Annotated in this window: 13 protein-coding genes and 1 riboswitch; of the genes, 6 read left to right on the forward strand and 7 right to left on the reverse strand. The window is 39.3% G+C overall.

The features are described 5' to 3' along the window. Positions 1 to 75 precede the first annotated feature (75 nt). Positions 76 to 1,983 carry a TonB-dependent siderophore receptor gene (locus KZC02_RS14245; protein WP_229254333.1) on the reverse strand — a complete coding sequence of 636 codons (1,908 nt, stop codon included), beginning with the start codon at positions 1,981 to 1,983 and terminating at the stop codon, positions 76 to 78. 89 nt (positions 1,984 to 2,072) lie between these two features. After that, positions 2,073 to 2,282: riboswitch (cobalamin riboswitch) on the reverse strand. A gap of 18 nt (positions 2,283 to 2,300) precedes the next feature. Between KZC02_RS14245 and KZC02_RS14250 the strand changes: the two genes are divergently transcribed. After that, entirely contained in the window at positions 2,301 to 3,269 is a 969-nt protein-coding gene (locus KZC02_RS14250) for a DMT family transporter (RefSeq protein ID WP_229254334.1), read from the forward strand. Between the two features lie 119 nt (positions 3,270 to 3,388). Here KZC02_RS14250 and KZC02_RS14255 read toward each other — a convergent pair whose 3' ends face one another. Beyond that, a complete protein-coding gene (locus tag KZC02_RS14255; protein WP_221394696.1) occupies positions 3,389 to 3,763 on the reverse strand; it encodes a glyoxalase superfamily protein in 375 nt (124 codons plus the stop codon). Positions 3,764 to 3,829: 66 nt separating this feature from the next. Here KZC02_RS14255 and KZC02_RS14260 point away from each other — a divergent pair, with 66 nt between their 5' ends. Further along, complete coding sequence (locus KZC02_RS14260; RefSeq protein ID WP_221394697.1) at positions 3,830 to 4,390, forward strand: DUF255 domain-containing protein; 561 nt, start codon at positions 3,830 to 3,832, stop codon at positions 4,388 to 4,390. Between the two features lie 119 nt (positions 4,391 to 4,509). On the opposite strand, the gene prfA is transcribed toward KZC02_RS14260, so the two are convergent. After that, on the reverse strand, positions 4,510 to 5,583 hold the full coding sequence (gene prfA, locus KZC02_RS14265) for a peptide chain release factor 1 (RefSeq protein WP_221394698.1): 1,074 nt from the start codon (positions 5,581 to 5,583) through the stop codon (positions 4,510 to 4,512). Between the two features lie 186 nt (positions 5,584 to 5,769). Between prfA and KZC02_RS14270 the strand changes: the two genes are divergently transcribed. Continuing rightward, positions 5,770 to 6,348, forward strand: a complete 579-nt coding sequence (locus KZC02_RS14270) for a hypothetical protein (protein WP_221394699.1) — start codon at positions 5,770 to 5,772, stop codon at positions 6,346 to 6,348. A 95-nt stretch (positions 6,349 to 6,443) separates the two neighbouring features. Beyond that, positions 6,444 to 7,052, forward strand: coding sequence for a hypothetical protein (locus KZC02_RS14275; protein WP_221394700.1), 609 nt, complete (start codon positions 6,444 to 6,446; stop codon positions 7,050 to 7,052). Here the strand turns inward: KZC02_RS14275 and KZC02_RS14280 are convergent. Continuing rightward, positions 7,047 to 8,567: a GH3 auxin-responsive promoter family protein gene (locus KZC02_RS14280; RefSeq protein WP_221394701.1), complete on the reverse strand. Its 1,521-nt coding sequence runs from the start codon at positions 8,565 to 8,567 to the stop codon at positions 7,047 to 7,049. The genes KZC02_RS14275 and KZC02_RS14280 overlap by 6 nt on opposite strands. Positions 8,568 to 8,695: 128 nt before the next feature. Here KZC02_RS14280 and KZC02_RS14285 point away from each other — a divergent pair, with 128 nt between their 5' ends. Further along, the gene (locus KZC02_RS14285) at positions 8,696 to 9,607 is read left to right on the forward strand and encodes an S-adenosyl-l-methionine hydroxide adenosyltransferase family protein (RefSeq protein ID WP_221394702.1); all 912 of its coding nucleotides are present in this window, start codon (positions 8,696 to 8,698) and stop codon (positions 9,605 to 9,607) included. Between the two features lie 208 nt (positions 9,608 to 9,815). Here KZC02_RS14285 and KZC02_RS14290 read toward each other — a convergent pair whose 3' ends face one another. Together KZC02_RS14290 and KZC02_RS14295 are read right to left on the reverse strand one after the other, a co-directional pair. Then, a complete protein-coding gene (locus tag KZC02_RS14290) occupies positions 9,816 to 10,703 on the reverse strand; it encodes an aldo/keto reductase family oxidoreductase (RefSeq protein ID WP_221394703.1) in 888 nt (295 codons plus the stop codon). Positions 10,704 to 10,856: 153 nt separating this feature from the next. Continuing rightward, the gene (locus tag KZC02_RS14295; RefSeq protein WP_221394704.1) at positions 10,857 to 11,213 is read right to left on the reverse strand and encodes a hypothetical protein; all 357 of its coding nucleotides are present in this window, start codon (positions 11,211 to 11,213) and stop codon (positions 10,857 to 10,859) included. A gap of 249 nt (positions 11,214 to 11,462) precedes the next feature. Between KZC02_RS14295 and KZC02_RS14300 the strand changes: the two genes are divergently transcribed. Next, entirely contained in the window at positions 11,463 to 11,783 is a 321-nt protein-coding gene (locus KZC02_RS14300; protein ID WP_221394705.1) for a single-stranded DNA-binding protein, read from the forward strand. 119 nt (positions 11,784 to 11,902) lie between these two features. Here KZC02_RS14300 and KZC02_RS14305 read toward each other — a convergent pair whose 3' ends face one another. Beyond that, positions 11,903 to 13,384, reverse strand: a complete 1,482-nt coding sequence (locus tag KZC02_RS14305) for a xylulokinase (protein WP_221394706.1) — start codon at positions 13,382 to 13,384, stop codon at positions 11,903 to 11,905. Between the last annotated feature and the right edge of the window lie 310 nt (positions 13,385 to 13,694).

Consider the following 13,694-nt stretch of genomic DNA (forward strand, 5'->3'; position numbering starts at 1 on the left):
AGCTCTTAGCTCGATTTCTAGATGTAAAACTGATTTATACTTATTTAAAATTTTAAAAATTCTTCCTTTTTCTGCCTAATTATTTCTGTTTGAATTATAACTTAACAGCAAATTAACGGCAAAACTTCTTCCCGGCATTGCATTATTTCTCACATTAAGATAAAACGTATTTGTTATGTTATTCACTTGCCCCTGAATCCGGATTTGTGCTTTATTCCAATCCAACGTTGTTTCAGCCAATAAGTTACCTAATGCGTAAGGCTCAAAAAACCGGGAATTATCAAATGTTGTGAACCGCTTTCCCACAGACTGAATTTGCGCTGTAAGCCTTGTATTTTTGTACTGAATGAATCCATTAAAATTACCCGAATGTTGTGGTACAAAAACCAGCTGCTTTCCAATTATATCAGATGCGTAAGCATCATAAATCTTTTCCTGCGAACTTCTGGTCAGTGCGTATCCCACATTTGCACCGCCTTTCCATAATCCCATATTTCCTTTCCAGCCGGCCTGCAATTCAATTCCTCTTGCCAAAACTTCCTGAAGATTCTCAACTTTGTAATTTTTGGCAGGATTCCAGTATGTCCAGTTTTTAATCCGGTTATGATACGCAGTTAATGACATTGAGTACGAATGGCTATCGCTAAGTATATAGTTTTGCTCTAAACCAATTTCCTTATTCCAGCCACTTTCAGGTTTAATATTCGGATTCCCAAGATCTTTCCAATAACGTTCGTTCAGAGTTGGCACCCGATAACTTCTTGAAGAAGAACCTTTTATTTTTAAATTATATTTTTTTTGCTGTATTAATCCATATTCTGTTCCTAATGACGGCGTGAACGGAGGATTGTATCCGGTTACAAAGGCCTGCCTCAGATTAGCAGAAATAAGCAATTTTGATGTTGCCTGGAAACGAGTTAATACAAACAAATCTCCTCTGTTTTCAGTAATCAGCGGCTCTTCATATCCCGATAATTGTGCGCGGTAATGCGTCCATTCCCCTCCTGCTTTTATCTGAATAGTACTTCCGGCCTGGCCTATATTCCAGTTAAAGTCTTTTTCAACACGATTGGAAAACTTATCGGTTACAGCATGATCCAGATTCACATAATTACCTGTTCCATAATCAATTATATCCCGAACCCATGAAGTACGGATTGTAAACTCCTTCCATTGATAGCGGATCATTGTCCTGTATGCTTCCGTCAAGGTAAGTTCCCGGCCGTCTGTTTCCCTGGGAGTCAGCGTTAACCGGTTCTTTGTAAGCCAGATATGCGCCGAAAATTCCTGGTTATTCTTTGATCTCAGAAAAAAATCCTGAACCAATCCACGCTGAAAAGTTTCTGACGGAAGCAGCGGATATCCCTGTCTTTCCTTATAAGGAAAGCGATTGACCAGCCGGCTGTAATTAATGGAAGTCTTTCCTGAAAAATCCCAGTTATTATTGAGCCGGGTTCCATATTTAAAGCCGATTTGTTCCTGATTATTCCGAAAATTATCAAGCTGACTTCCTGCAAATACATATAATCCCGAAGGTTGCGCTAAACTGTTCAGCAAAATACTCCCGCCAACTGCATCCGTTCCCACAATACTGGCTGCGGAACCATACTGAACCGAAAGCTGGTCAAATCCGGCAACAGGAATCGTAGAAAAATCCGTTTGTCCGAGCGTCGGGGAATTAATATTTAATCCGTTCCACAATACAGCAGTATGGTTTGCAGAAGTTCCGCGAAAAGAAACTGTGTTTAATTGCCCGGGACCGTAATTTTTAAATGCAATAGGCGTATTGAACGAAAGCAAATCACCCAGATTCTGAAAACGAAACTGATTCAAAGCAGCGGAATCAATTTTTTGTATTTTCAAACCACTCATAAAACGTTCAGGCACAAAACCAGTTACTGTAACAGGTGCCAAAAATATTGTATCATGCTGAGCCATCAGATTGCCCGTTATGGCAAAGCCGATCACTGTTACAAGAATCACACGAATCCGGCAGCTGTTACTCACAATAAACTAATAAATGAACCATAATATCAATCGTTTCGCGGCCTTTCCTCCGAAAGCCTGGAAATTTTATTTGCATCCATTCTGGCAGGTCTCCTGGCTTGTCTTATTAATCCTGCGCCTTCCCGTTTATTCAAAAAAACAGTGGCAATGAAGTTGTGGATCAACGTATTACAGACTTACAGTTGCGGGGACAGCTCCCGGTTTGAACGGGATTCCCTATTAAGCCAATATCCCGGTTCGAACCGGGAGCTGGCACCAAAAACGATGCAAAGGTAAGACATTGTATGTTATATTTGAATAAAATATATCCCGTGGTCACTGCTATTACCAATCGCTTTTCTATTCCTGCCTCACAAAAAGGAGTTTTTCTCATGTTAGGTGCTGCTTTTTTCTTTGCACTGACATCCGCAATTTCAAAATGGATAGGAAAAGAATTTCATATTGTCCAGCTGGTTTTTTTCAGAAATATCGTCGGTGTAATATTTATTTTGTCTAGTATAAGAAGGCGTCCTTTTGAACAAAAAGGCGGCGGAAAACTCGGTTTGCTTATCTTTCGCGGTGTAATTGGTACACTTTCATTGTACCTGCTTTTTTACTCAATTCAAACTTTGGGGCTTGGCCGAGCTTCCACTTACCAATATACTTATCCCATTTTCCTTGCTTTATTTTCATGGCTGCTACTTGGTGAAACCCTAAATATGAAAGAATGGTCTGCTATTTTTGTCGGATTTCTGGGAATCCTGCTCGTATTCCGCCCCGATTTATCTTTATCCTGGCGCGAAAACTTACTTGGCCTGGGAAGTTCATTACTCACAGCTGTATCCTATCTGGCGATCAGGCAATTAGGCTGGGTATATGATTCGAGGGCTATCATTTTGTCTTTTATGCTGAGCGGAATTCTGCTACCGATTATTTCAATGCTGGTTGGCACCTATTATCCGATTGAAGAATTAGATTTTCTGATTGGTACTTTCAAATGGCCGCAAACGGCTATGCAATGGTTCGCCTTTCTCGCACTTGGCCTTACTGCATTGATGGGACAAAAAATGCTGACACAATCTTTCACCTACGACAAAGCGGGCCGCGTTGCAGCAGTTGGTTATTCCAACATTTTATTTGCATCGATCCTCGGATTTTTAATGGATGAAGCAATTCCCTCACTTTCTATGCTTATTGGTATGGCTTTGATCGTAACCGGCGGCATTCTGGTTTCATTTGCAAAAAGTAAAAAAGCAGAAGATATATCGTTGGCGCAGGATTAATGGTTGCGTACTTACGGTACGCAGGTAAATTTTGATGAATTTCGATTCTACAAAAAGGTTGCTTCTATGGAGCAGAACCGTTTACACTTAAAGGATTACAGTTCGAAATTCTCAGCTTTTTACTTTTGTGTGTTGAGCCGTTCATTGAAAACCAACCGGTTCATAAAAGGATCAACTACTGTGACTGAAATAGAATCCCAGGGCACCTCCTGTAACCCGGGACAGTTATATTTATACTTTTTATCATTCAGTTCTTTATGCAGCTCCCGCACTCCGTCACATTCTATAAAAACTTTTCCTCCCGGTGTACTATCTCCATGATGTTCAGAAAGATGGAGCACTATTCCATTGTTGGAAACCTGCATATAAAGGGGCGCATTATCATCAAACCGGTGGGTCCAGTCTACTGAAAAACCAAGCCAGCCGACATAAAATTCAAGTGCTTTTGCTTCATCAAAAATCCTTAATATCGGAATTACCTGACTGACTTTCATTTACTTATATTTTAGATAAAATTATTTTCTTCTGATCTTTGTTCAACAAATGAAATGAAAGATACCATGAAAAAATATATTTCTGTACTTTTTATATCCTGTTTGACTGTGATTGGTTTAACAGGTTTCAGGTCCGATTCAACCGAACGTGCGGCTGACGGTATACAATGGCTTACCGTCGAAGAAGCTTATTTGAAAACCCAGAAAGAACCCAGAAAGGTATTGATTGATGTTTATACAGACTGGTGCGGCTGGTGTAAGGTAATGGATAAGGAAACTTTCAAAAATAAAGCTGTGATTGATTACGTAAACAGGAAATTTTATGCCGTAAAACTGGATGCCGAGCAAAAAGAAGCGATTACACTGGGCGGCAAAAAGTTTGAATTTCTGGCACAGGGTGGAAAAGGAATCCACGAACTGGCATTGGCACTGACCAACAATCAGCCAAGTTTTCCTACTACGGTTTTTTTAGACGATAAATTTCAGATGATACAGCCATTGCCAGGTTATATGAAAGCAAAGGAATTTCACGAGGTCATTACTTTTATAGGTGGAAATTACCACAAAAAAGAGGCTTTTGAGACTTATAAAGCGAAAACCTATAAAGAGTTGTTTCCGGGAAAATGATATTATAACGCAAAAGCCAGAAGGGCTTAATTAAAAAAAGAGCCACAGAAATAAATCTCCGTGGCTCTTCCTGTCCGTTCTTCTTATCTCTGTGTCCTAAAAATCTCCGTTCCTAAAAACTAAACTGCCTCCCCTTCCTGCATACGTTCCGCATTTTCTGCGATCCTTAATCTTTCAATAAATTCACCGATATCTCCTTCCATTACAGCTGGAAGATTGTGAACTGTATAACCAATACGGTGATCCGTAATGCGGCTTTGCGGGTAATTGTATGTCCTGATCTTGTCCGATCTGTCGCCGCTTCCAACCATGGATTTACGTTGAGAACTGACAGCATCGTTGTGTTCTTTTAGTTTGATTTCATAAAGCCGTGAACGCAAAACACCCAAAGCTCTTTCTTTATTTTTCAATTGCGAACGTTCATCCTGGCAACTTACTACCAATCCCGACGGAATATGCGTAAGCCTTACCGCGGAATAAGTCGTGTTAACCGATTGACCACCAGCTCCTGACGACATAAATGTATCAATACGAACATCATTCATATTAATCTGAACGTCCACCTCTTCTGCCTCCGGCAAAACGGCAACTGATGCTGCCGAAGTATGGATACGTCCCTGGGATTCCGTTTGAGGTACGCGTTGTACACGGTGTACTCCGGACTCAAATTTCATTTTTCCGTAAACATCTTCACCTTCCACTTTACAGATAATTTCTTTATATCCGCCGTTGGTGCCTTCGGTAAAATCCATAATAGACGAACGCCAGCCCATTTTCTCAAAAAACCGCTGATACATCCTAAACAAATCTCCGGCAAATATCGATGCTTCATCTCCACCTGTTCCGCCTCTTATTTCCAAAATAATATTCCGGCTATCGTTCGGATCTTTTGGAATCAGCATTTCCTTAATCACCTTATCCAACTCCTCAAACTTAGGCACCAGATCATTCAGTTCCTCTTTCGCCATTTCCCTCAATTCCTCATCCTTCTCATTATCAATGAGTTCTTTTGTACCGGAAATATCTTTTTGCAGCTTTTGATAAATAGCATATTTTTCAACGATCTTACCTAAATCCTTATATTCCTTACTGATTTTGGAATAACGGGTAGAATCTGAAACAATTTCGGGTTGTATAATTTGTTGCGAAACTTCTTCGAAACGTTCTTTTATAGCTTCTAATTTATCTAGCATGATATTACGTTCTCTTGGGCATTAGTCATTTGGGGCACAAAGATAAGCAATATTCAGTTTTGAATTTTTTAATGTATAAATGTTCATGATCTATAACTGACACTTTTGATTTAAAATAGTCCATATTTGAATTCCGGTTTGCACGTTTACGTTGAACCATTAAGAATCATTTTGTTAATCAAATACATGAAAAATTTTGTTCTCGTTGTCGTTCTTCTCTTTACAATAACGGCTTGTAATACCAAGAGACTGGAAAATACCAAAGAACTTTCCAGAGAAATCAAAGCGTCCCAGATTGTACGTGTTACCAATACGCAGCTCATTTATACCGTGGATGAATGGGGTAAAAAAATCGCTAAAATAGTTGAAAAATCCTTGCAAAAGGAGCTGGAAGCAAATCCTGAAAAAGCGGGTGAAATCTGTAAAGATTTATCTAAAATACCATTGGTCAATGCGTTACAAAAAGAATACGGCGTTCAGATAGAACTGTTAGGAGAAAATGATAAAAATAATCCGGGCCTGAAACCAAAGGAAAAAGAACTGCTGGATGCATACCTGTACAGCGCCAAAACAAATGCAACCGCGAATGACAATGTACAGCTGCTAAATGACACACTGCTCGTTTATAATGTTCCTGTTCCGGCTGAGAATCCAATTTGTAAAACCTGTATGGGAAGCCAGGAAACATCTTTTGCGCTTTGGAGATTGTTATTCAACAAAAAGGAAATTATTCGTAAACTGGACGTAAAAAAGCTGAAAGAGTAATTTTACTGCTTTAAAGATTCCTCCGTTAATATGCTGGAACAGTTTTAGTCAGATAGTTTGCGAAACCGCTTACTTTACTATTCTGAATCTGAAATATGCCTTTTTCGTCCGACACAAAATCTGAATTCGAGTTATTCAGAACCAATAAAGTAATTCCCAAAGTGATAGAAGAAGAAATTCTGAAAGCACTTTCCTTTTATCCTGAACTGACAACAACACCTATTAGCTTTGTTTTTAAGCAAAATATTAAAAAGTCAGTCATGCAGGCCCAGCCTGATGTTAAAATAATTTTGAAAGGAAAAAGAGCTTATAATATTAATATCAGTGCTTTATTTAAGTTAACGACAACAGCCATTCCGATCCATCAAATCCCAAAAGATATTATGATTGGATGGATCGGACACGAACTGGGCCATATCATGGATTACGAAAACCGAAATATTGCAGGAATTATCCGGTTTGGGCTAGGCTATGTTTTCTCCACAACCTATCTGAGAAAAGCAGAAAAAACAGCTGATACTTATGCAGTTAATCATGGACTTGGATGGTATATTCTTCAAACTAAAAATTTCATCCTTAACCACGCTGATCTTTCTGAAAAATATAAAAGTAAAATTGCCCGTCTGTATCTCTCTCCTGATGATATTGTTGAGCAGGTTCGTATTCTCGAATTACAGCAGATAAAGGCAAAGGAACAATCATAAGTTACTTTCGACAAACTTGCCGAATTCCAGAAATTCTTCCTCTTTCATTACTCTTGGAATTTTCACCTGTCCACCCATTTTCTTGGTTTCTTCGCTCCATTTGTAGAAAATTTCTTCCGGAATCAGCTCAACCTCAACACCTTTAAGTGCCTTTCCTCTGGCGACATTGTAATTCTTGTTGTTTTCGCTCAGCGTTTTGTCCAGTGATTCAGCCACTTTAATTTTATCCGGCGTTTTGTCACAGCTCAAATACCATTTGTGAATATATTCGTCATTACGATGCACGGCAGCTACGATAAATTCCTTGATCACTACATCATATTCTTTTTCAATTACACGTAATCCGTCGTTCATCTGGTTTACCGACAATTGAGAGCCAACTACATTCAAATAATGTTTGGTGCGGCCGGTAATAACAATTTCAGCTTTTTCTTTATCCGTAATCATTACTGTATCGCCAATCATATAACGCCACGCACCCGAAACTGTTGAAATTAACAATACATAGGAAACATTTTCTTCAGCATCAGCCAGTGAAAACACTCTTGCGCCGGGTTTAACCAGACCATCCTCATCCACATGCTCATCATCGAAAGGCACAAATTCATAAAAAATGCCATTATTAGGAAATAACGCCATTGAAGCCGTTTCAGGTCGTTTTTGGATGGCTATAAAACCTTCGGAAGCCAGGTAAGTATCAATATAGATCAGTGGACGTGCGAATAACTTTTCCATACTTTTCCGGTAGGGTTCAAACGCCACGCCGCCTGTTGTATACACCATCAGGTTGGGCCATATTTCATGGATATTGTTTAGTTTATGGTTACTGATAATCTCTTTCAGCATGAGCTCCACCCATGCAGGAATGCCTGAAATACAACCAATATCCCAGTCAGCAGCTTCTTCCGCAATCCTTTTCACACGTTCGTCCCAATTTGCGATATCTGCAATTTCACGTCCCGGCTTATAAAATCCTCCAAACCAGGCTGGAATATTACTCGCACTGATTCCACTGATTTCTCCTTCTTTATGGTCATCCTTCTCGATCAGATTGGTACTGCTCCCAAGCATGAGAATTTGTTTTGTAAAAAATTCTCCCGGCAGATCGAAGGCTTTCAGATTAGCAATTTCATTCATACCGGCCTTTTTAATAGAGGCCAGCATGTCGTCAGTTACCGGAATATGTTTGCTGTGACTCGTCGTTCCGCTACTCAGTGCAAAGAACTGCTGACCGCCGGGCCAGGTAACATTCTGGTGACCTTCCAGCAAATAATGCCACCAATCCCCATTCATTTTATCATAATCATGAACGGGAACCGATTTCTGAAATTCTGCTATCAGATCTTCACTTTCCAAAATATCCTTAAAATGATAAGCTTTCCCGAATGCAGTGAATTTTGCGGTTTCCAACAATTCTTTCAAAACTTCCTTTTGGGCTTGTACCGGATCAGGATCGGAAATGATCATTCCTGTAATGTCAATTGCTTTCTTGATTAATTCACCAATAACGGTCATATTGCTGTGAGGTAAGGTTATTATTGTCTGGAAAAAATATGTATAACATAATTTGAAAAAGTCATGCCAGATTAAATTCGCAAGCTGTTATTTTTACAAATCAATTTTAATCTGATAATCCGTTAGTTATGAAGAATCAATACATTTCAAGATATTTTTTACTGCTTACGTGCTGTTTAATTATTATAAAGTCCACCGTTTCTGCACAAAATAACATACTGGTTTTTCAGTCGGATTTTGGTTTAAAAGATGCAGCGGTTTCTGCTATGAAAGGTGTGGCAATGGGCGTTTCACCAGATCTTAAATTGTATGACGTGACGCATGAAATTCCTGCTTATAACATTTGGGAAGCATCTTACAGGCTGGTCCAAACTGCACCATACTGGCCGGCAGGAACCGTTTTCGTATCCGTTGTAGATCCGGGCGTTGGCACAAGCCGGAAATCTGTTGTGTTGCTTACAAAATCCGGACATTACTTTGTAACACCCGATAACGGCACACTTACACTGGTTGCTGAACAGCTTGGCATACAGGAAGTACGCGAAATTGATGAAGTAAACAACCGCCGCAAAAATTCCAATGAATCCTATACATTTCACGGCCGTGATGTATATGCGTTTACAGGAGCACGGCTGGCTTCAAAAGCAATGACTTTTGATAAAGTTGGCCCCAAACTTCCCGAAAAAGTAGTAACGATACCGTATCAGAAAGCAGCATTTGGCAATGGAAAAGTGAAAGGCGGAATTCCGATTTTAGATATTCAGTACGGTAATGTCTGGACGAATATTGACAAGGAAGTTTTTAATAAACTGGGGTTTAAGGTTGGTGATGATATCAAAGTATCTATTCAGAATAACCAGAAAAACGTTTATGAAGGCGTTGTGAAGTATGTTAATACCTTTGGTGATGTAAAAGAAGGCGAAGATGTTGGTTATTTCAACAGTCTGTTATTCTTTTCGTTAGGAATTAATATGGGAAGTTTTTCAGAAAAATATAAAGTTTACAGTGGTGGAGAATGGAGTATTGAATTATCTAAATAACAAAATAGGCTGTCTTAAAATACTACGTATTCCCATACTGATAATTTAAATCTAAAGGAGCGAAGTCGAAGTGTTTCCGGCTAATATGGCTCGGGCTTCGACTTCGCCTGACAGGATTTTTGCATTTCAAGTCAGCTTCTTTTAATTATATGTGCAAAAATCGAAATCTCCTGTATGTTAAAATCGAAGTCAGGCAAAAGTAACATCCTTATTCAGGTAATGCTTTTGTTGCAACCTGGTAAATTTCATACCAATCCTGATGACTGAGTTTAATATCAGAAGCACTTGCCGCATTCCTGATACGATTTTCTGATAAAGATCCAATGATTGGCAAAGTTCCCAGTTTCATTAACCAGGCAACCGCAGTCTGTTCAATATTAGCATCAAATTTTTTGCCGATTTCTTCCAGTTTGGCTCTTAGCCTTACAGATTGTTCGTCTTTTCCATTCAGGATTTTGCCACCTGCAAGCGGAGCCCATGCCAGCGGTTTGCTGAAACATTGCTTGATAAAGTCAATCCGGCCATCTTCAATGGCCGAAGTGTTCATCAGGTTCAATTCAATATGATTGGTTACGATCGGTATTCTTAAGTAAGAAGCCAATAACTGGTGCTGGAAAACAGTAAAGTTGGTAACACCGATATGCCGTGCTTTTCCAGATTTCACAATTTCAGCCAATGCTCCGGCAGTTTCCTCGGGATCAGTCAGAAAATCACTGTGGTGCAGCAGAAAAATATCAAGATAATCTGTTTGCAATCTTTTCAGGGAACCATCTATACTGTTAACAATATGGTCTCTTGAAGTATCATAATATTTTAAATTGCCATTATCCGAAGTTCTGATACCACATTTACTGAAAAGTACAATGTCCTCCCGTTTGAAAGATTTGTTCCGAATGATTTTCCCAAAGTGTTCTTCAATCGTAAGATCTCCGTAAACATCAGCGTGATCAAAAGTATTAATGCCAAGTTCCAGACACAGGTTAACCGTTTTTTCGATATTGGAAGTAGTTACAGAACCTTCGTCCGTCCATCGCCAGAAACCATAAATTGCCTCAGACACTTTTGGCCCGGAATCACTTAAACTAACTTTTTTCATTCGGTGTGGTTGTTTGAATCAAAGTGCAAAAATAGGTTTATTTTGGAAAGTTTGAAGCTGCTGGCCGATTGCTAACGGCTTTTGGTTTTTAAACTACTAAAAATGAGATGTCCAGCGATTTATTTGAAGATATTGCAGATTTAGATTCCGGCTTCACTTTTCCAATCTGTTATCCTTCACAATCAGATAGAAATCATTATCCAGTTCCAGATAACCATAATCGTACACAAAGTGATAAATATTCCCTTTTTGTGTCGGACGGATGCTGGTCATGAGGTTAAAATCAAAACCTTTTGTTATCAAAGTATTTTTTGTGGTCTTCGCTTTATCATCCGGACAAAGCTCTTCCAGAATCCGTCGATTTTTCCGGAGCTGGTTATTCATATTCCGTACTACATTATAGGAATCAGAATTGAGCCTGTTGTTGTAACTATTCCGGCACATATCTGAACAAAATTTCTTGTCAATCCTTCCCATTAAAGGCTTATCGCATTCCAAACAGTTTGCCATGAATTGTGTTATTCTAAATTCGCTTATCAGATAAAAAATGATCGTTTTGAACGATCTGTGCAAGATAGTAAAATTCTTTGCCTCTTTTTAACAAAACGAATAATTCCATTTGCAAACGGTTGCAAATGCTTTTATATGACTGTAAATAGTTAATACCCGAATAATATTTTGCTAAACCTGCACCTTTGTCAGGTCGATTCGCAACGAACGATTCAAAATATAAAACATTCATCTTTTAACTATTATAACATGAACTCTGTAAAATTAATCGGAAATGTAGGCCGCGAAATTAATGTAAAGGAATTTGAAGGCGGAAAAGTGGCAACCTTCTCTGTGGTAACCAATGAAACTTATATCAATAAAAATAAAGAAGAAGTAACAAGTTCGGCCTGGCATTCTGTTGTTGCCTGGGGAAAACTTGCACAGGTTTGCGAAACTTTATTGGCAAGTGGTAAAAAAGTTTCGGTTGAAGGCAGGCTGAATTATCGTCAGTATCAAAATAAAGAAGACAAGACTGTAAAGGTGACTGAAATTGTAGCTTTTAGAGTAGAGGAAGCAAAAGCTGAATAATGGTAATTGGATTTGTTTAAAGATTTGTCAACTTTCAAAAAGTTGACAAATCTTAATGCTTAAGAGAAGTCAAGTTTTTAAAACCTGACTTCCGTATAACCTGGCTTATTTTAAATAAACTATTCATTCATCAAAGCCTCTTTCCATTTCCCATAAGCTTCTTTGGTTGCTTCGGTTAAGTTGGAATCCGGCTCAATAGTTCTTACCGCAGACAAACCTACAAATGCATCTTCGCGGGTTTTGTAATAACCCAGGCCAAAACCGGCAGCACGCGCCGCTCCCTGTGCCCCATCAGTATTGATCAGTTCAACTGCGGCTCCTGAAACGTTGGCAAAAGTTTCACGAAAAACAGGGCTCAAAAACATATTGGCTTCTCCGGCACGGATATTTTTTAAAGAAACACCTACGGTTTCCATGATTTCCATTCCATAATAAAGCGCAAACACAATTCCTTCCTGTGCAGCACGCGTCCAGTGGCTCAAACCATGACGACTAAATTGCAGTCCTTTGAAATTGGCTCCCGGATCCTGGTTTTCCAGCATACGTTCGGCTCCGTTACCAAATGGCAAACAAAGTAGTCCGTCGGAGCCGACGGGTGCTTTTGCTGCCAGGTCATTCATTTCAGGGTATGACACACTTCCTTGCAATTGTGCATTTCTCAGCCAGCCATTCAGGCTGCCTGTACCATTAACGCAGAGTAATACGCCGTAACGGGAAGCTGCTGAAATAGGATTAACATGCAAAAATGTATTGACCCTTGATTTCGGATCAAATTTGATCTGATCACTTACACCATACACAACGCCGGAAGTACCTGCTGTTGCAGCTACTTCACCCGGTTCCAGTACGTTAAGTGAAAATGCATTATTGGGTTGGTCACCGGCCCGATACGTAACTGGTGTTCCTGCTTTTAAACCCAGCGCCATTGCTGCTTCGGATGTAATACGACCTTGTTCGGAGAAAGTCGGTAAAACAGCAGGAAGTAACGACGGATCAAATCCAAAATGATTAAAAAGGAAATCAGCGGGACGGTCATTTACAAAATCCCAGAATATTCCTTCGGATAAACCGGAAGGAGTTGTCACGACGTCACCAGTCATGCGTGCAGCCAGATAATCGCCGGGAAGCATAAACTTGTGCACCTTTGCGTATACTTCCGGTTCGTTTTGTTTCACCCATGCCAATTTTGATGCAGTGAAGTTTCCGGGTGAATTAAGCAAATGAGGCAGCACGTACTCTTCTCCTAATGCTTCCATTGCTTTATTTCCCACCTCTACGGCCCGGCTGTCACACCAGATAATAGATGGCCGCAGCACGTTCATATCCTTATCTACTACAACAAGTCCGTGCATCTGATAAGAAATACCGATTGCACCGACTTCTTTTTTATCAATACCAGCTTTTTGCATCACTGCCTGCGAAGCCAGGCAAGCATTTTCCCACCACTGCTCCGGTTGTTGTTCGGCAAAGCCTGGCTTCGGAGCATCTATACTCATTTCTTTTTCAGGATAAAAAGCAGAAGCAGCAACCTCTCCGGTATCTGCATTCAGCAAACAGGCTTTAATAGATGAACTGCCCAAATCGAATCCCAGGAAATACATATTAATTATTTTTTTTGTGATTGAAAAGCTATGTTTATTTAAAGATAAGCGCTAAAAAGTACAAAAATGTTCAATTTATTTAATATTCTCCTACTATTAAGTGTAAAATTTACACTTGTTATTAATTTCCTGAACTTAGTCGAAAAAGATACCCCGATTTACATAAAACGTATTTAAAAAAAATCTAACTATTTTTACTAAGATATTCACAATATTGGAATCTATTTAAGGTGTAAATTGTGTTAACCTTGGAGTTCCGCAACACTGTAGAAATATATTATTTTAAGTCAGAAGCAAAATCATGCTATAA

This window comes from Dyadobacter sp. NIV53, from assembly GCF_019711195.1.
Lineage (GTDB): Bacteria > Bacteroidota > Bacteroidia > Cytophagales > Spirosomataceae > Dyadobacter.

Coding starts and splice junctions, on each gene's coding strand:
- KZC02_RS14255 (WP_221394696.1), bottom strand. CDS start 3,763: ATGAAAGTCAGTCAGGTAATTCCGATATTAAGGATTTTTGATGAAGCA.
- KZC02_RS14260 (WP_221394697.1), top strand. CDS start 3,830: ATGAAAAAATATATTTCTGTACTTTTTATATCCTGTTTGACTGTGATT.
- prfA (WP_221394698.1), bottom strand. CDS start 5,583: ATGCTAGATAAATTAGAAGCTATAAAAGAACGTTTCGAAGAAGTTTCG.
- KZC02_RS14270 (WP_221394699.1), top strand. CDS start 5,770: ATGAAAAATTTTGTTCTCGTTGTCGTTCTTCTCTTTACAATAACGGCT.
- KZC02_RS14275 (WP_221394700.1), top strand. CDS start 6,444: ATGCCTTTTTCGTCCGACACAAAATCTGAATTCGAGTTATTCAGAACC.
- KZC02_RS14280 (WP_221394701.1), bottom strand. CDS start 8,567: ATGACCGTTATTGGTGAATTAATCAAGAAAGCAATTGACATTACAGGA.
- KZC02_RS14285 (WP_221394702.1), top strand. CDS start 8,696: ATGAAGAATCAATACATTTCAAGATATTTTTTACTGCTTACGTGCTGT.
- KZC02_RS14290 (WP_221394703.1), bottom strand. CDS start 10,703: ATGAAAAAAGTTAGTTTAAGTGATTCCGGGCCAAAAGTGTCTGAGGCA.
- KZC02_RS14295 (WP_221394704.1), bottom strand. CDS start 11,213: ATGGCAAACTGTTTGGAATGCGATAAGCCTTTAATGGGAAGGATTGAC.
- KZC02_RS14300 (WP_221394705.1), top strand. CDS start 11,463: ATGAACTCTGTAAAATTAATCGGAAATGTAGGCCGCGAAATTAATGTA.
- KZC02_RS14305 (WP_221394706.1), bottom strand. CDS start 13,384: ATGTATTTCCTGGGATTCGATTTGGGCAGTTCATCTATTAAAGCCTGT.